This is a genomic window from Janthinobacterium sp. 1_2014MBL_MicDiv (assembly GCF_001865675.1).
Taxonomy (GTDB): Bacteria; Pseudomonadota; Gammaproteobacteria; order Burkholderiales; family Burkholderiaceae_D; genus Janthinobacterium.
Genome location: NZ_CP011319.1, coordinates 168808 through 185662, shown reverse-complemented (window position 1 = coordinate 185662; position 16855 = coordinate 168808). Strand labels below are relative to the sequence as shown.

The following is a 16855-nucleotide window of genomic DNA, read 5'->3' as shown; positions in this document are numbered from 1 at the left end:
AATCGTTTGCGCAAGGCTGGCTGAAAATCTACCATGAGCCATATTCAATCTTGCGCCGATCACCGGCGCTCACCTGCGAGGCCTGTGATGAGCAAAACCGTATTCGACTGGAATTCCCCCCTGCTGCTGGAAGAACAACTGACGGGCGACGAACGCGCCGTGCTGGAAGCGGCCCGCGACTATTGCCAGGGCAGCCTGGTGCCGCGCGTGCTCGAATCGTTCCGCCATGGCCGCACGGACGCCGCCATCTTCCGCGAAATGGGCGAACTGGGCTTGCTGGGCACCACCATTCCCGAGGAATACGGCGGCGCCGGCCTGAACTACGTATGCTACGGCCTGGCCGCGCGCGAAGTCGAGCGCGTCGATTCGGGCTACCGCTCGATGATGAGCGTGCAATCGTCGCTGGTGATGGTGCCGATCAATGCCTTCGGCAGCGAGGAAACGAAACAGAAATACCTGCCGAAGCTGGCGACGGGCGAATACATCGGCTGCTTCGGCCTGACGGAGCCGAACCACGGCTCCGATCCGGGCAGCATGGTCACCCGCGCGCGCAAGGTAGCGGGCGGCTACAGCCTGTCCGGCGCCAAGATGTGGATCACCAACAGCCCCATCGCCGACGTCTTCGTCGTGTGGGCCAAGGACGATGAAGGCGCGATCCGCGGCTTCGTGCTGGAAAAGGGCTGGAAAGGCCTGTCGGCGCCCGAGATCCACGGCAAGGTGGGCTTGCGCACCAGCATCACCGGCGAAATCGTCATGGATGAAGTATTTTGCCCTGAAGAAAACGCCTTCCCCGACGTGCGCGGCTTGAAAGGCCCGTTCACATGCCTGAACAGCGCCCGCTACGGCATCGCCTGGGGCGCGCTGGGCGCGGCCGAAGACTGCTACCTGAAGGCACGCCAGTACACGATGGACCGCCAGCAATTCGGCCGTCCGCTGGCCGCCAACCAGCTGGTGCAAAAGAAACTGGCCGACATGTTGACGGAGATCACCATGGGCTTGCAAGGCTGCCTGCGCCTGGGCCGCATGAAGGATGAAGGTTCGCCTGCCGTGGAAATCACCTCGATCATGAAACGCAACAGCTGTGGCAAGGCGCTCGACATCGCCCGCGTGGCACGCGACATGATGGGTGGCAACGGCATTTCCGACGAGTTCGGCGTCATCCGCCACCTGGTCAACCTGGAAGTGGTCAACACCTACGAAGGCACGCACGACGTGCACGCGCTGATCATCGGCCGCGCCATCACCGGCATCGCCGCCTTCAATTAATGGAAGGCCTCGCTTCCACCCTGCGGCCCGCGCCGCTGACCGGTTTGCGCGTGCTGGATCTGTCGCGCGTGCTGGCCGGTCCGTGGGCCGGGCAACTGCTGGCCGACCTCGGCGCCGACGTCGTCAAGGTCGAGCAGCCGGGCCGCGGCGACGACACGCGCTCGTGGGGTCCGCCGTATGTAAAGGACGCGGACGGCCGCGACACCGCCGAGGCCGCCTACTTCCAGTGCGCCAACCGCAACAAGCGCTCCTTGTGCATCGACCTGGCGGCCCCTGAAGGGCAAGCCCTGGTGCGCCGGCTGGCGCAAGAAGCCGACGTGCTGCTGGAAAATTTCAAATTGGACGGCTTGAAGCAGTACGGCCTGGACGCGGCCAGCCTCCTGGCCCTCAATCCGCGCCTCGTCTACTGCTCGATCACGGGCTTTGGCCAGGATGGACCGTACGCGGCGCGCGCCGGCTACGACTTCCTGATCCAGGGCATGGGCGGCTTGATGAGCATCACGGGCGTGCCCGATGGCGAACCGGGCGCCGGGCCGCAAAAAGTGGGCGTGGCGCAGACCGACATCATGACGGGCCTGTATGCCACCATCGCCGTGCAGGCCGCGCTGGCCGAGCGCGAGCGTTCCGGCCTGGGCCAGCATATCGACCTGGCCCTGCTCGACGTGCAGGTGGCGGCGCTGGGCAACCAGGCGGCCAACTACCTGTGCGGGGGAAAAGTGCCCCAGCGCATGGGCAATTCGCACCCGAACATCGTGCCCTACCAGGACTTTCCCACGGCCGATGGCGACATGATCCTGGCGATCGGCAACGACGGGCAGTTTTCCCGCTTCTGCGCCATCGTCGGCCATCCGGAATGGGCACAGGATGCGCGTTTCGCCACCAACCCGCAGCGCGTGGCGCACCGGGCCATCCTGATTCCCCTGCTGCGCCAGGCCACCGTCATGCGCACCACGGCAGAGTGGATCAGCGCCTTCGAGGCGCAGGCCGTGCCGTGCGGCCCCGTCAACCGCATCGACCAGGTGTTTGCCGACCCGCAAGTGATCGCGCGTGGCTTGAAAGTGGAGATGCCGCATCCGACGGCGGGCACGGTGGCGCTGGTGGCCAATCCCGTGCGCCTGTCGGGCTCGCCGGTGCAGTACCGCTTGCCGCCGCCGCTGCTGGGGCAGCATACGCAGGAAGTGCTGCAGCAGTGGCTGGGCCTCGACAGCGGCCAGATCGACGGCTTGCGCGAACGCAAGGTCGTGTAAATGCTGGGTAGGTCAGATTAGGCCCTGCGGGCCGTAATCCGACACATTGTTGGCGCTGGTAACGTCGGATTACGCGCCTGCGCGCTAATCCGACCTACTTCAAGACCAGCTTCAGCGCCGGCTTTTCGCCATAATCGTCATAGCGCTCATTGATGCCGGCGATACAGAACGTGATTTCTTCCAGTAAATCAGGCACTTGCGCCTTCATTGCCGCCGCGTCTTGCACGACGATCTCGAGCAGCTCATTCGGCTTCAGGCGGAATTGCGTCATGTTCTCGTCGTCGCGCAGGTAGCTGAGGCAATCGACCCAGGCATCCATGTTGTTGCCGTAAAACTCGGGGAAACCGAACGCTTGCGCGCATTGCGCGTGGAAGCTCGCTTCGTCGGTGATGTCTTTTCCATTCAGGATGGCAGTGGCCATGGTCTTCCTCAGTTCTTCAGCGACAGCACATCCTGCATGTCGAACAGGCCGGTCGGCTTGTCGGCCAGGAAACGCGCGGCGCGCAGGGCGCCGTGGGCGTAGGTGACGCGGCTGCTCGACTTGTGGCTGATCTCGATGCGCTCGCCGATGCCGGCAAACAGCACCGTATGGTCGCCGACGATATCGCCGCCGCGGATGGTGGCAAAGCCGATGGTCGACGGGTCGCGTTCGCCCGTCACGCCTTCGCGGCCGTACACGGCGCACTCCTTCAGGTCGCGACCCAGCGCGCCCGCCACCACTTCGCCCATTTGCAGGGCCGTGCCCGACGGCGCATCGACCTTGAAGCGGTGATGCGCCTCGATGATTTCAATGTCGTAGCCTTCGGACAGGCTTTTCGCGGCCAGTTCCAGCAATTTCATGGTGACATTCACGCCCACGCTCATGTTCGGCGCGAACATGATGGCCGTCTTTTCGGCGGCGGCGGCAATCGCCGCCTTGCCCGCGTCATCGAAACCGGTGGTGCCGATGATCATCTTGATACCGTGCTCGGCGCAATACGCCAGATGCTGCAAGGTGCCTTCGGGGCGCGTGAAGTCGATCAGGTAATCGGCGCCGGCCAGGCCTGCGGCCAGGTCGGACTCGATCGGCACGCCGGCAGGCTTGCCCAGGAAGGCGGCCGCATCCTGGCCGAGCGAGGGCGATCCGGCGCGGTCGAGCGCGCCGGCCAGCACGGCGTCGGGCGCATTGCTGACCGCTTCGATCAGGATATGGCCCATACGGCCGCTGGCGCCAGCGATGGCGATTTTCAGTTCAGTCATTTTATTCTCTTACAGCAACTTATTTGGTGGGCTCGGCAGTAGGTGCAGGCTCGGCGGCAGGCGCCGGTGCCACGTCAGGTTTACTCACAGGAATGGCGGGCGTGGCATCGGCCGGCACCGGCACGGCGCTCGGCGCCACGGGCGACGGCACGACAGCGGCTGGCACATCGGCCTTGGCCACCTTGGCGAATGGCGATGGTCCGGCGATGCGGTCGATGTATTCTTTCTCGGTCGGCAGGTTGCCGCCTTCGAAGCGCGCCACTTTGCCTTCCTTGTCGAAGAACACGACTACGCGGCTGCTGGTGGTTTCGCCATTGCCACGGGCCAGGCGGAATGGGTAATCCCAGCGGTCCGCATGGAAGATATCGGTCAGCAGGGAGGTGCCGAGGACGAAACGCACCTGGTCGCGCGTCATGCCCACTTTCAACTGGGCCAGCATCTCTTCGGAGATAAAGTTGCCTTGTTGAATGTCAGGACGATAGGGCGAGAAAAACCACATGAATTTCTGCAGCGGCGTGACGGTCGTCGTCTGCGCGCCTTGCTCGGGCACGACTTCCTTGCCCTCTTTCAGCGTGACGGCGGGCTTTTCGCCGAGGATGCCGCGGCTGGCACAGCCAGACAGCGTCAGCGCGACACAGACCATGCCCGCCACGACTGGAGCTCGAAATGAAATACGGTGCCAGAGAGATGGCAATACAGCCGGTGTTACGCGCATAAATGACCTCAATTTGATGAACAAAACGCCAGGAGTGACCGGCCAGCCAAAAAATGCATATTTTGGCACTCCCCGCTAAAACGCTATATGATAAAGCACCTGACCCACATACGAGCAACAAACATGAGTAACAATCCTAGTGATCTCAAGGCAAGCGGCCTGAAAGCGACCCTGCCACGGCTGAAGATACTCGATATCTTCCAGAGTAGCCCGGTACGCCACCTGACAGCGGAAGACGTCTACAAGATTCTGCTGGCCGACAATATGGATGTCGGTTTGGCAACTGTCTACCGTGTCCTGACGCAATTCGAACAAGCCGGCTTGCTTAACCGCAACCATTTTGAAACCGGCAAGGCGATTTTCGAGCTCAACGAAGGCTCCCACCACGACCACCTGGTGTGCCTCGACTGTGGCCGGGTCGAGGAATTCTTCGACGAAGACATCGAAGTCCGCCAGCAAAAAGTGGCCGAAGAACGCGGCTTCAAGATCGCCGAACACGCCTTGGCCATCTACGGCAACTGCATCAAGGTTGCCTGCCCGCACAAATCAGCCTGACGCAAGCTTGCCGCTCCCACGGGAGCGGCTCGCGTAATACCCTGCGATACAACGCCTGGCAAAACCGACGCGCAGCAGGTATGGTCAGCTGTCCCTAGTGATGGCTCAGTGCGCTTGACAGCAGCTTGGCCGTGATATCGACAATCGGGATGACGCGCTCGTACGCCATGCGGGTCGGCCCGATCACTCCCAGCGTTCCCACGATCTTGCCGTTGACTTCATACGGCGCCGTCACCACGCTCATTTCATCCATCGGCACCAGGTTCGATTCGCCGCCGATGAAAATCTGCACGCCCGTCGCCTTGCTCGATACGTCGAGCAGCTGCATCAAGCCCGTCTTTTGCTCGAACATGTCGAACATCTGGCGCAGCGAGCTCATATTCGATGACAGATCGCTCACGCTGAGCAAGTTGCGCTCGCCTGAAATCACCATATCGTCGCTATGGTCGGCCATCGCTTCGCTGCCCGCTTCCACGGCCGCCTGCATCAGGCTGCCCATGTCGTCGCGCAACTGGCGCAGCTCGCCCTGCAGGCGCACGCGCACGGCGTCGAACGACAGGCCGCCGTAATTCTGGTTGATGTAGTTGGCCGACTGCACCAGTTGCGCCGGCGTGTAGTCGGCTTCCGTCAACAGCAGGCGGTTCTGCACGTCGCCGCCGGGAGCGACGATGACGAGCAGGATGCGTTTTTCCGACAGGCGCAGGAATTCGATTTGCTGGAACACGGATTCGCGGCGCGGACTGAGCACCACGCCGGCGAATTGCGACAGCGACGACAGCATCTGCGCCGCGTTGGCGATGGTGCGCTGCGGCTGCGGCGTCTGCAGGCGCATGCGCGACTCCACCAGATGCTCGTCCAGATGCTTGACGGTCAGCAAGGTGTCGACAAAGATACGGTAACCGCGCGGCGTGGGTATGCGTCCGGCCGAGGTATGCGGACTGGACACATAACCGAGTTCTTCCAGGTCGGCCATGATGTTGCGGATCGTGGCCGGCGACAGGTCGAGGCCGGAAATCTTCGACAGGGCGCGCGAACCGACCGGCAGGCCGTCGGCGATATAGCGCTCGACCAGGGCTTTCAGCAGGGTTTGGGCACGTGTATCGAGTTGCATGATGTTGTAGTTAAGCAAGTATTCTGCGACGCAAACGGCAGCGAAGGCGGCCAAACGTGCGTCAATAGCAGCTATTATGCACGTTCGCCCGGCCAGCGGCGATCAATCTTCCAGTTGCCCCTGCAGCCACAGCAGCAATTCATCAAAGTTGGCGCAGATGGCGTCGGGCTGCACGCCGGCCGCCAGGTGCGCATCGCTGCCCTTGCGGTTCATCCACACGGCACGCATGCCCGCCCCTTGCGCCCCCGTCACATCGAAATATAAATCGTCGCCGACATACACGGCGTCGCGCGGCGCCACGCCCAGCGCGGCGCAGCCGGCCAGGAAAATGCTGGCATCGGGCTTGGCCACGCCAAAGTCGCTGGCGGCGATCGATACCTTGAAATGCTGCGCCAGGCCGATAATTTCAAGGTCCGCATTGCCATTCGAAATGGAACCGACCAGCATGCGCTGCCCCAGCCAGGCCAGGCCGGGCAGGACGTCGCCATACGGCTGGACGCGGTGGCGCGCGGCCAGGAACTGGGCGATGGCGCCGTCGACGAGGGCGGGATCCTCGCCGGCGGCCTCGAAGGCGGTCAGCAGGCCGGCGCGGCGCAGTTCGATCAGGTTGCCATGAAAATGCGGTTGTTCATTGAGCATGGCCAGGCGGTGCTGGCGCAACAGCTCGATGGAAAACTGCTGCGCCACCTTCGGCGCATGCGTGGCCAGCCAGTCGTGCAAGAGGGTTTCCGCCGCGGCAATCACGGGGGCGATGGGCCACAAGGTATCGTCGAGGTCGAACAGGATGGCCTTGGGCGGCACGGCCGTTTTTACAGAGGTAGGTGACATGGGACTCGCAAATGGGTGCCGCGCCACGATGCGCGGCCTGCCTGTATTGTCGCACCGATCGCCGCTGGCGGCATGGGCGCCCGGTCGACAAATGGGGCCTGGCGGGCGCTTCGCGCAGAAAAATTGTTACACGGAGATACAAGGCAAGATCAATCGGCTTGCCAGATAGACTAAAATAGGCGCCATTCCAATGCGGCGCCAGCGTCCGCGTTGCGCTACCCTACCTAATTCGTTTTGGAGAATGTATGAAAAATTTGTACCTGCGCTCGATGCTGGCGGCGGCTTGCGCCGCCACACTGGCAGCCTGCGGCGGCAGCGGCGGCAATCTGTATCTGCAAGGCCAAGTCCAGAACCTGGCAAAAGATGGCTTGATCCTCCAGAACGGCGACGAAAGCTTGCCCATCACGGCGGGTGCTTCCGGCTTTACTTTCACCAAGCTGCTCAACAATGATGATCGCTATGACATTACCATCAAGCAGCAGCCGAAAGGCGCCGTCTGCAAAATGGTCAATGGCAGCGGCAAGGCATCGAGCTACTCCATATCGCCGGCCGTGGTTGTTTGCCAGACCAACACCTATCCGCTGAGCGGCACGATCACGGGCCTGACCGCGAACGGCCTGACCCTGGCAATGGGCGTCAACAGCATCAGCCCGCTGGCAGGCAGCACCGCCTACACGTTCCCGACCATCGCTGATGGCATCCCCTACAATATTTCCATAACGACCTATCCAACGGGCCTGACGTGCCGTTTCCAGGGCTCCGCCAGCGCCGATGGCCGCGATACCGTCGGCACCATGGGTTCCGCCGCCACGACCAGCGCCACACTGACCTGCACACCGCGGTAAGCCACGCGATTCGTCACCACATTATTGGAGAAATACATGAAGTTATCCTGCCTGCGCCCACTCGCCGCGCTGCTGCTGACCCTGGGACTGGCTGCTTGCGGTGGCAAGGCCTCGTATGAGGTCACCGGCACCATCAGCAATTTGAACACCAATGGCCTGATCCTGGTCAACGGCGGCGACAGCGTCACGCCTGCCGCCGGCGCCACCAAGTTCAAATTTGGCAAGAGCATCGATTACGGCACCAGCTACGACATCACGGTCAAGCAAAACCCTGCCCACATGAATTGCAGCGTCAGTGGCGGCACCGGTTCGGCCGGTCACTACGTCAGCATCGAAGCATCGGTCCTGTGTTCGCAAAACACCTACACGGTGGGCGGCACGATTACGGGCCTGACGGCGGATGGACTGGTTTTGATCAACGGTAATGCGCAAACCACGGTGGCGAAGGACAGCACGACCTTTACCCTGGGGCTGCCTGTCGCCGATGGCGACAACTATGGCATCAGCGTGTTTACCCAGCCAACTGGCCTGAAGTGCGCCGTGGCGCCGGGCACCGGCGTGGGCACCATGGGCGAAGCCAAAGTCACCACCGTGCAAATCGCCTGCAATCCGGGCTAAGTAGCGTGGCTGGCAGCCGCTTGGCGGCTGCCAGGAAGAGATATCACCAAAATGAATATTTGATATTCTAAAGATAAATTGGAGTTATATGTGGCGATGCAGCATAATGCATCTGTCTCCTCCAACTCTTCCAAGAATTGGATTTAGCCCGCTTTCACCAGCGGGCTTTTTTTTGTCCAAAAATTTTCACTCAGCAGCTTGTTGCAAGCCAGGCCGCAGCAGCTGCACGATGCTGGAAAAATCCTGCTGCGCATAACCGGCTTGGGCATGCACCTGGTACAGCTGGCGCACCAGGCCGCCCAATGGCGTGGCGGCATTCGACGACAGGCTGGCCTGCTGCGCCAGGCCCAGATCCTTCAGCATCAGCGCCGTGCCGAAGCCGCCGCTGTAATTGCGCGAAGCGGGCGTGCCTTCCATGACGCCTGGCCACGGGTTGTACACTTCCAGGGTCCAGTTGCGGCCCGAGCTCTTGGCCATGATGTCGGACAAGACTTTCGGGTCCAGCCCATGCGCCACGCCCAGGTTCAATGCCTCGGCCGTACCGGCCATCAAGATACCCAGCAACATGTTATTGCAAATCTTCGCCACCTGGCCCGCACCGGCCTCGCCCGCATGGAAAATGTTCTTGCCCATCTTTTCCAGCAAAGGCCGCGCCTGCTGCAAGGCCGCGTCCGGCCCCCCCACGATGAAGGTCAGGGTGCCGGCCGCCGCGCCGGCCGTGCCGCCCGAGACGGGCGCATCGATCATGGCAAAGCCGCGTGCCGTGGCCGCCTGCGCCACTTGCCGCGCCACATCGGCGGCGATGGTGCTGCAATCGATGAACAGGGCGCCAGCCTTGGCCGAATCGAGCACGCCGCCTTCGGCCAGGTACAGTTCCTGCACATGTTTGTTGGCCGGCAACATGGTAATGACGGCGTCGGCCGTCTGCACGGCCGCGCTGGCGGACGCGGCCGCCGTAGCGCCCGCCTCGACCAGCGAGGCCACGGCGGCCGGCGCCAGGTCGAAGACGGATACATGGAAGCCGGCGGCGACCAGGTTGCGGGCCATCGGCGCGCCCATGTTGCCCAGGCCGATGAAAGCGATATGTTGCATGTGTATGTCTCCTGTCGCGCCTAAAAAGCCCCTGGCGTTGTTGCCTTGCCGAGTCGTACTCGTCGTACTGCCGTCGGCAAGGCGCCCAACCCTGAGCATTTTCATGCACTACTTAAATGTTTAAATGGATAAATCAGCCAAGGGATGCTGCGTCCACGGTGCCGCAAAATACTCGTCCAGATACGCTGCGCTGACGTCAGCCAGGCTGGCCGGCTGCCACTGCGGCGCGTTATCCTTGTCGATCAGCAAGGCGCGCACCCCTTCGCTGAAGTCGCCATGGGCACAACATTGCACAGCGACAATCAATTCCAGCTGAAACACTTGCGCCAGGCTCAGATGCCGCGTGCGCTCGCGCATGGCCCACACCAGGGCGGCCGAGCTGGGCGCGCCCTTGTCCAGCGAATGCGCGGCCTTTTGCAGCCAGGCCGAATCGCCGTCATACGCGGCAATGGCGGCCACCACTTCGGGCAGAGTAGGCGCTTGCGTCAGCGCGGCGATGGCGTCGAAATTGGCCCGCACTTCGGACACGGGCAACAGCGACGCCGGCGCCGAAAAACCGCGCAGCAAACGGCTCAGCTGCTGGTGATTGGCCTGCGGACTCGCTTGCCATTGCGCCAGCGCCAGCGCGTCGAGCACCATGGCGCGCTCTTCCTGGCGCAGGAAATGGTCGCCCAGGCCCGCAAACAGCGCGTCGGCCGCGTTCAGCGGCGCGCCCGTCAAGCCCAGGAACAGGCCGCTGCGTCCCGGCATGCGGCCCAGGAACCAGCTGCCGCCCACGTCGGGGAACAGGCCGATGGTGATTTCCGGCATGGCGATGCGCGTGCTTTCCGTCACCACGCGGTGGCTGGCGCCCGCCATCAGGCCCAGGCCGCCGCCCATGACGATGCCGCCGCCCCACACCAGCAGCGGTTTTGCATAGGTATGGATGCGGTGGTCGAGCCGGTATTCCTCGGCAAAGAAGGCCAGCGCCTGCGGGTTCGGTACGATACCGGGCTGCTCGGCGACGGCCGAGCGCAGGCTGCGCACGTCGCCGCCGGCGCAAAAGGCCTTGTCCGTCGACGATTGCAGCACCACGCAGGCGATGGCATCATCGTCGGCCCAGCGCACGAGGGCAGCATCGAGCACGCGGATCATGTCCAGGGTCAGCGCATGCAGCGATTTCGGCGCATCGAGGGTGATGACGCCCAGCTTCATGCCGCCGGGACAGTCGCGCTCCTCGAGCTTCACCGTATCAATCAGGGTGCTTTCAGCCATTCTTCCACTCCGCCGCGCGTTTTTCGAGGAACGCTTGCACGCCCTCTTTCTGGTCTTGCGTATCGAACAGGCCGAGGAACAAGGTGCGTTCGTCGGGCAGGGACTCGACCAGCGGACGGCTGCGCGCGCCCTGGATCAGGGTCTTGCATGCCGTCACGCTGCTGGGGCTCTGGCGCGCCACCTTGGCCGCCAGGGCCAGCGCCGTGGCGGCAGCCTTGCCGGTCGGCACGACTTCCTCGACGAGACCGATGGCCAGGGCCTTGGCCGCATCGACGCGCTCGCCGCATAAGATCATGCGCTTGGCCCAGCCTTCGCCCACCAGCCACGACAAGTGCTGCGTGCCGCCCGCGCACGGCAGCAAGCCGACGGATGCTTCCGGCAAGGCCATTTGCGCATGCTCCTCGGCAATGCGGATATCGCAGGCCAGCGCGCATTCGAGCCCGCCGCCCATGGCATAGCCATTGATGGCGGCGATGCTGACGCCGCGAAACGCGGACAGCGCCTCGAACGCCTCGCCAAACGCGGCCGCCATGGCGAAGGCCGTGTCCTTGTTGCCATCGGCAAACACGTTCAAGTCGGCGCCGGCCGAGAAGAACTTGGCGCCGCCGCCCGTGATCACGAGCGCGTAGATGTCCGGATCGGCATTCAGGTCGGCCACCAGTTGCGTCAGCGCGTTCAGGCTGGCCTGGGTCCACGTATGGGCAGGCGGGTTGTCGAGGGTCACCAGGGCCGTATGGCCACGGCGTTCGAGCAGCAGGTTGGTATACACTTTGGTCATCGTAAGGTCTCCGTGGCGCCGTCTTTCAAAATCGCTCGCGCGACGATCAGGCGCATGATTTCATTCGTCCCTTCCAGGATCTGGTGCACCCGCGTGTCGCGCACATGGCGCTCGAGCGGATACTCGCGGATGTAGCCGTAGCCGCCGTGCAATTGCAGCGCATCGTTGGCCACATTGAAGCCCACATCCGTGGCGAAACGTTTGGCCATGGCGCAATACGCCGTGGCGTCCGGGCTTTCCTGGTCGAGTTTCCAGGCCGCCAGGCGCACCATCTGGCGCGCCGCCACCAGTTCCGTCAGCATGTCGGCCAGCTTGAATTGCAGGGCCTGGAACTGGGCCAGCTCGCGGCCAAACTGCGTGCGCTCCTTCATATAGGTCTGCGCCCGCGTGAGCGCCGCCTGCGCCGTGCCCACCGAGCACACGGCGATGTTGATGCGCCCGCCATCGATGCCCTTCATGGCGATCGTGAAGCCCTCGCCTTCCGCGCCCAGCAAATTGCCAACAGGCACTTTCACCTGGTCGAAACTGATGATGCGCGTGGGCTGGCTGTTCCAGCCCATCTTTTCTTCTTTCTTGCCATACGCGATGCCGGGCAGGTTGGCCGGCACGGCAAACGCGGAAATCCCCGCCGCGCCCTCGCCGCCCGTGCGCGCCATGACGATCAGCATGTCCGTCTGGCCCGCGCCGGAAATGAACGCTTTCGTGCCGTCGAGAACATAAAAGTCGCCATCCCTGACGGCCTTGGTGCGCAGCGAGGCCGCGTCCGAGCCCGACTGTGGCTCCGTCAAGCAATAACTGGCCAGCTTCTGGCCGGCCGCCATGGCCGGCACCCACTCGTCGCACAGGGCTTCCTGTCCCCAGCGCGACAGCATCCACGTAGCCATGTTGTGGATGGTGATGTAGGCCGTCGTCGAGGTACAGCCGCCCGCCAGCTCTTCAAACACGATGGCCGCGTCCTGGCGCGTCAAGCCCAGGCCGCCCCAGCGCTGCGGCGTGTACAGGCCGCAAAAGCCCATCTCGCCCGCCTTGGCGATGGTGTCCACGGGGAAGATCGATTCCGCGTCCCAATGCGCCGCATGCGGCGCCAGTTCGCCTTCCGCAAACGCGCGCGCGGCCTGCTGGAACTCGCGCTGCTCGTCGCTCAATTCAAAGTCCATGGCCGCTCCTTATTTCAGGCTGATGGTGGTATTGACCTTGCCCACCGATGCCGCGTCCGTGAACCAGCGCTGGGTAATGGTCTGCGTCTGCGTGTAGAACAGCACGACCTGCTTGCCGAACGGCCCCAGGTCGCCCAGCTTGGAGCCGCGCGAACCCGTAAAGCTGAACAGGGGAACGGGCACGGGAATGGGCACGTTGATGCCCACCTGGCCCACGTCGATTTCTTCCTGGAAGTAACGCGCGGCCGCGCCGCTTTGCGTAAACAGCGCCGTGCCGTTGCCGTTCGGATTCGCGTTGACGAGGGCGATGGCTTCGTCCAGCGTGTCGACTTCGACGACGATCAAGACGGGGCCAAAGATTTCCTGGTCATACACGACCATGCCAGGCTTCACGCCGGACAAAATCGTCGGCCCGACGAAGTTGCCGTTCGGATAGCCATCGACCTTGACGTCGCGGCCATCGAGGGTCAGCACGGCGCCCTGCTCGATGCCCTTGGCGACCAGGCTGAAGACGCGCTCCTTGGCTGCGCACGAGATCACGGGGCCCAGGTCCGGATTGTCCTTGCCCGCGCCGACCGTCAGGGTCTGCGCCTTGGCGGACAGTTCCGGCAGCCATTCGCGCGCTTCGCCCACCAGCACGGCGACCGAGGCGGCCATGCAGCGCTGGCCGGCCGCGCCGAAACCCGCGCCCAGCAACTGGTTCAGGGTCTGCTCTTTATTCGCATCGGGCAGCACGACGGCGTGGTTCTTGGCGCCCATCATGCATTGCGCGCGCTTGCCGTTCAGGCTGGCGCGCTGGTACACATGCGTGCCCACCTTGCTCGATCCCACGAACGAGATGGCCTTGATGTCCGGATGGTCGCACAGGGCGTTGACCACGTCTTCGCCGCCGTGAATGACGTTCAGCACGCCGGCGGGGATGCCTGCCTGCAGGGCCAGGCGCACGAGTTTTTCCGTCACCAGCGGATCCTGCTCCGAGGGCTTCAAGACAAACGTATTGCCGCAGGCAATCGCCATCGGGAACATCCACAGCGGGATCATGGCGGGGAAGTTGAACGGGGTGATGCCCGCGCACACGCCCAGCGGCTGCATCACGCTGTAGGTATCGACGCCGCCGGCCACGTTTTGCGCATATTCGCCCATTTGCAGGGTACCGATATTGGCCGCATGCTCGACCACTTCCAGGCCGCGGAACACGTCGCCTTCCGCGTCGAGCAGGGTCTTGCCCTGTTCCATCGTGAGTGTCGCGGCCAGGTCGGCCATGTTTTCGCGGATCAACTGCTGGAGTTTCAGGAAGATGCGGGCGCGGGCGCCGATCGGCGTCTTGCGCCAGGTCTTGAAAGCGCGCTGGGCCGCGGCGATGGCGGCGTTCACTTCGTCCGGCGTGGCGAACGGCACCTTGGCCAGCACTTCCTGCGTGGCGGGGTTGACGACGTCGCGCCACACGGTGGTGGTCGATTCGACCCACTCGCCGTTGATCAGCAGTGGAACGGTAGGGATGGCAGTTTGCGTGGTCACTCGGTGTCTCCTCGTTGGGGTATAGGTCTGTTTGCATTATTCGCACAATACCGGTCGCAAACAAGGCGTGAAAATGCGAGATAATGCAAAGACGAATCTGTTAATCTGCAAAGTTTGTAAATTTGCAGATTCCACAAACCGGGGAAGGGGAAGCGCGATGGCGAAGGTTTTCATGGGCGTGCGCCTGCAGCGGCTGCGCGAGGAACGGCGCATGACGCAGGTGGCGCTGGCCAAGGCCCTGGGCATTTCCCCCAGCTACCTGAACCAGATGGAACGCAACCAGCGCCCGCTGACGGTGCCGATTTTATTGCGCATCGGCAGCGTGCTGGGGGTCGACCCGCAAATCTTTTCCGAACACGACAGCGCCAGCCTGGTGGCCGACGTGCGCGACGTCTTTGGCGAATTGCCGGACGCGCCGCCCACCTCGATGGCCGAGCTCAAAATGCTGGTGGAGAATATGCCGGAACTGGCGCGCTCGATCCTGCTCTTGCAGCGGCGCTACCGGGTCATGGCGGAACGGGCCGATACCCTGGCCGCGCGCCTCGATGACGGCAGCCGCGGCGCCAGCTCGGCGGCGCCGTCCACGGACGAGGAAGTGCGCGAATACCTGAACCGGCGGCAAAACTACATCGACGAGCTGGACCGGGCGGCGGAAAGCGTGGCCGGCGAACTCGATCCCGCCCTGCGCACGCTCGATGCGCTGCAGGCGCGCCTGCTGGAGCGCCACGGCGTCAGGATGCAATTGTCCGATGGCGACGCGGGCATGGTGCGCAAGCACCGCTACGATGCCCAGCAGCGCATCCTGTGGCTGCCCGACACCCTGACGGGCGGCCAGCGCGCGTTCCAGATGGCGGCGCAAATCAGCCTGCTCGAACACAGCGAGCTGATCGACGCCCTCGTGCTGGCGGCGGGCTTGTCCGGCGCGGCCGCGCAAACGGGCGCGCGCCTGGCGTTTTCCAATTATTTCGCCGGCGCCCTGTTGATGCCCTACCAGCGTTTTTTGCAGGCGGCGGAAACCCGGGCCTACGATATCGAGCGCCTGGCGCACCAGTTCGGCGTGGGCTTCGAGGCCGTGTGCCACCGCCTGAGCACCATGCAGCGCCCCGATGCGGCCGGACTGCCGTTCTTCTTCGTGCGCGTGGACCGCGCGGGCAATGTGTCGAAGCGCCAGTCGGCCACGGACTTCCACTTTTCGCGGGTGGGCGGCACCTGCCCCCTGTGGATCGTCTACGACGCCTTCAGCCATCCGGGCCAGGTGCTCACGCAGGTGGCCAGCATGCCGGACGGCTGCACCTATCTGTGGATCGCGCGCCAGGTCAGCACGGCGTCGCCGGGTTTCCGCGCGCCCGGCAAGACCTTTGCCGTGGCGCTGGGCTGCGACATCTCGCAGGCGCACCGCTTGATTTACTCGAAGGGACTCGATTTGCACGACCCCACCAGCGCCACGCCGATCGGCACGGGCTGCAAGGTGTGCGAGCGGCAGGCGTGCCCGCAGCGGGCGTTTCCCTCGCTGCTGGCGCCGCCACCGGCGTCCGCCTGATTTACTCGGCGACTCTTGCGCGCAGCGCGTCGAATGCGGCGCAGAACTCGGCGCGCCAGTCGCGCCGCGTGGACTCGTCGATCCAGGCCGCGTCCAGGCCATTCAGCATGAAGCCACGCATGTCATCGAGGCCGAAGCCGAATTCGCGCATCATCAACCAGGCGCCCGTCGGCGTCACATGGTGCAGGGTCGGATCGTCCGTGTTCGGATGCAGTTTCAGGCCCAGCTTGGCCATGGCGCGGATCGGGTGGTCGAGGGCCCAGCGCTCGGGCGCCAGGGTGCGCAGATAATACGAATTGGTCGGCACCACGGTAAACACGAGGCCGCGTTCCACGCAGCGCTGCGCCAGTTGCGGATTATCGACGATGGTGTAGCCGTGATCGACCCGGTCCACCTGCAACTCGTCGACGGCAGTTGCCACGTTCATCCACGGCATGCCGAATTCGCCGGCGTGGGCCGTGCACTTGAAGCCGGCCGCGCGCGCGGCGCGGTAAGCGTCGATGAACAGTTCCGGCGGACGGTCGTTTTCGCGGTAGTCGATGCCGATGCCGATGACTTCCGGCGCGCGGTGCGCCTTCATCCATTCCACCATCTGCACGGCTTCGGCCGGCGCCGCTTCGCGGTCGATGCTGGGGATCAGGCGGCCGATCACGCCGAAATCGCGCTGCGCGTCGCGGATGGCCGCCACGATGGCGTCCTGCGCCGCGTCATAGCGGATGCCCGACACGCGCACGGTGCCGGTCGGGTTCCAGAAGAACTCCGCATAGCGCACGCCGTGGCCATGCACGTCTTCCAGGTATTCATACGTCAGGCAATACAGGTCCGTCGGCGAGACGATCAGGTGCGCGTCGAGCGCGCGCAGCACGCGCAGCACGCCGACGGGCTTGTCGCCGCGCGTATAAAAGGCGTCGATTTCTTCCGGCGTGACGACATTGCCCGTCTTCGCGGCCAGCGCACGGAAAGTGGCCTGGCGTACCGTGCCGAACAGGTGGCAATGCAGCTCCACCTTGGGCATGGCGCGTAAAAACTGTTCGATGGTCAAGGCTGGCAGGGTGTCGGCAGGGTTACTCATGAAGCTCGCTTCGCTAGTGG

General features: G+C 63.8%; 17 protein-coding genes. 6 read left to right on the top strand and 11 right to left on the bottom strand.

Annotation, left to right across the window (positions count from 1 at the left end; genetic code table 11):
- Nucleotides 1–87: 87 nt before the first annotated feature.
- Both YQ44_RS00815 and YQ44_RS00810 read left to right on the top strand, forming a co-directional pair.
- The gene (locus YQ44_RS00815; RefSeq protein ID WP_071321756.1) at nucleotides 88–1266 is read left to right on the top strand and encodes an acyl-CoA dehydrogenase; all 1179 of its coding nucleotides are present in this window, start codon (nucleotides 88–90) and stop codon (nucleotides 1264–1266) included.
- Nucleotides 1266–2513, top strand: a complete 1248-nt coding sequence (locus tag YQ44_RS00810; protein WP_071321755.1) for a CaiB/BaiF CoA transferase family protein — start codon at nucleotides 1266–1268, stop codon at nucleotides 2511–2513. The genes YQ44_RS00815 and YQ44_RS00810 overlap by 1 nt, the downstream gene beginning before the upstream one ends.
- Before the next feature lie 94 nt (nucleotides 2514–2607).
- Here the strand turns inward: YQ44_RS00810 and YQ44_RS00805 are convergent, their stop codons facing one another.
- From YQ44_RS00805 to YQ44_RS00795, 3 genes are read right to left on the bottom strand one after another with little or no spacing between them, the layout of a single operon-like run.
- Nucleotides 2608–2934 carry a barstar family protein gene (locus YQ44_RS00805; protein WP_071321754.1) on the bottom strand — a complete coding sequence of 109 codons (327 nt, stop codon included), beginning with the start codon at nucleotides 2932–2934 and terminating at the stop codon, nucleotides 2608–2610.
- Nucleotides 2935–2942: 8 nt separating this feature from the next.
- Nucleotides 2943–3752: a 4-hydroxy-tetrahydrodipicolinate reductase gene (gene dapB, locus YQ44_RS00800; RefSeq protein ID WP_071321753.1), complete on the bottom strand. Its 810-nt coding sequence runs from the start codon at nucleotides 3750–3752 to the stop codon at nucleotides 2943–2945.
- Nucleotides 3753–3771: 19 nt separating this feature from the next.
- Entirely contained in the window at nucleotides 3772–4395 is a 624-nt protein-coding gene (locus YQ44_RS00795; protein WP_071321752.1) for an outer membrane protein assembly factor BamE, read from the bottom strand.
- A gap of 195 nt (nucleotides 4396–4590) precedes the next feature.
- Between YQ44_RS00795 and fur the strand changes: the two genes are divergently transcribed.
- Nucleotides 4591–5022, top strand: a complete 432-nt coding sequence (gene fur / locus YQ44_RS00790; RefSeq protein ID WP_071321751.1) for a ferric iron uptake transcriptional regulator — start codon at nucleotides 4591–4593, stop codon at nucleotides 5020–5022.
- A 94-nt stretch (nucleotides 5023–5116) separates the two neighbouring features.
- Here the strand turns inward: fur and hrcA are convergent, their stop codons facing one another.
- On the bottom strand, nucleotides 5117–6133 hold the full coding sequence (gene hrcA / locus YQ44_RS00785) for a heat-inducible transcriptional repressor HrcA (protein WP_071326168.1): 1017 nt from the start codon (nucleotides 6131–6133) through the stop codon (nucleotides 5117–5119).
- Nucleotides 6134–6235: 102 nt separating this feature from the next.
- Entirely contained in the window at nucleotides 6236–6961 is a 726-nt protein-coding gene (locus YQ44_RS00780; RefSeq protein WP_071321750.1) for an HAD family hydrolase, read from the bottom strand.
- A gap of 245 nt (nucleotides 6962–7206) precedes the next feature.
- Here YQ44_RS00780 and YQ44_RS00775 point away from each other — a divergent pair, with 245 nt between their 5' ends.
- Together YQ44_RS00775 and YQ44_RS00770 are read left to right on the top strand one after the other, a co-directional pair.
- Nucleotides 7207–7806: a hypothetical protein gene (locus tag YQ44_RS00775; protein WP_071321749.1), complete on the top strand. Its 600-nt coding sequence runs from the start codon at nucleotides 7207–7209 to the stop codon at nucleotides 7804–7806.
- A 36-nt stretch (nucleotides 7807–7842) separates the two neighbouring features.
- Nucleotides 7843–8424 (top strand): hypothetical protein, encoded by a 582-nt coding sequence (locus YQ44_RS00770; protein ID WP_071321748.1) that lies wholly within the window; start codon nucleotides 7843–7845, stop codon nucleotides 8422–8424.
- Nucleotides 8425–8610: 186 nt separating this feature from the next.
- Here the strand turns inward: YQ44_RS00770 and mmsB are convergent, their stop codons facing one another.
- The 5 genes from mmsB to YQ44_RS00745 all read right to left on the bottom strand — a co-directional run bounded on the left by mmsB (nucleotide 8611) and on the right by YQ44_RS00745 (nucleotide 14223).
- Nucleotides 8611–9516, bottom strand: coding sequence for a 3-hydroxyisobutyrate dehydrogenase (gene mmsB / locus YQ44_RS00765; RefSeq protein ID WP_071321747.1), 906 nt, complete (start codon nucleotides 9514–9516; stop codon nucleotides 8611–8613).
- A gap of 120 nt (nucleotides 9517–9636) precedes the next feature.
- Nucleotides 9637–10770 (bottom strand): enoyl-CoA hydratase/isomerase family protein, encoded by a 1134-nt coding sequence (locus YQ44_RS00760; protein ID WP_071321746.1) that lies wholly within the window; start codon nucleotides 10768–10770, stop codon nucleotides 9637–9639.
- Nucleotides 10763–11548: an enoyl-CoA hydratase gene (locus YQ44_RS00755; protein WP_071321745.1), complete on the bottom strand. Its 786-nt coding sequence runs from the start codon at nucleotides 11546–11548 to the stop codon at nucleotides 10763–10765. Before YQ44_RS00755 ends, YQ44_RS00760 begins: the two co-directional genes overlap by 8 nt.
- Entirely contained in the window at nucleotides 11545–12705 is a 1161-nt protein-coding gene (locus tag YQ44_RS00750) for an acyl-CoA dehydrogenase family protein (RefSeq protein WP_071321744.1), read from the bottom strand. The genes YQ44_RS00755 and YQ44_RS00750 overlap by 4 nt, the downstream gene beginning before the upstream one ends.
- Before the next feature lie 9 nt (nucleotides 12706–12714).
- Nucleotides 12715–14223 carry a CoA-acylating methylmalonate-semialdehyde dehydrogenase gene (locus tag YQ44_RS00745; RefSeq protein WP_071321743.1) on the bottom strand — a complete coding sequence of 503 codons (1509 nt, stop codon included), beginning with the start codon at nucleotides 14221–14223 and terminating at the stop codon, nucleotides 12715–12717.
- Nucleotides 14224–14380: 157 nt separating this feature from the next.
- Here YQ44_RS00745 and YQ44_RS00740 point away from each other — a divergent pair, with 157 nt between their 5' ends.
- Complete coding sequence (locus YQ44_RS00740; RefSeq protein ID WP_071321742.1) at nucleotides 14381–15763, top strand: short-chain fatty acyl-CoA regulator family protein; 1383 nt, start codon at nucleotides 14381–14383, stop codon at nucleotides 15761–15763.
- Nucleotide 15764: 1 nt separating this feature from the next.
- Here the strand turns inward: YQ44_RS00740 and YQ44_RS00735 are convergent, their stop codons facing one another.
- Nucleotides 15765–16835 (bottom strand): adenosine deaminase family protein, encoded by a 1071-nt coding sequence (locus tag YQ44_RS00735; protein ID WP_071321741.1) that lies wholly within the window; start codon nucleotides 16833–16835, stop codon nucleotides 15765–15767.
- Nucleotides 16836–16855 lie beyond the last annotated feature (20 nt).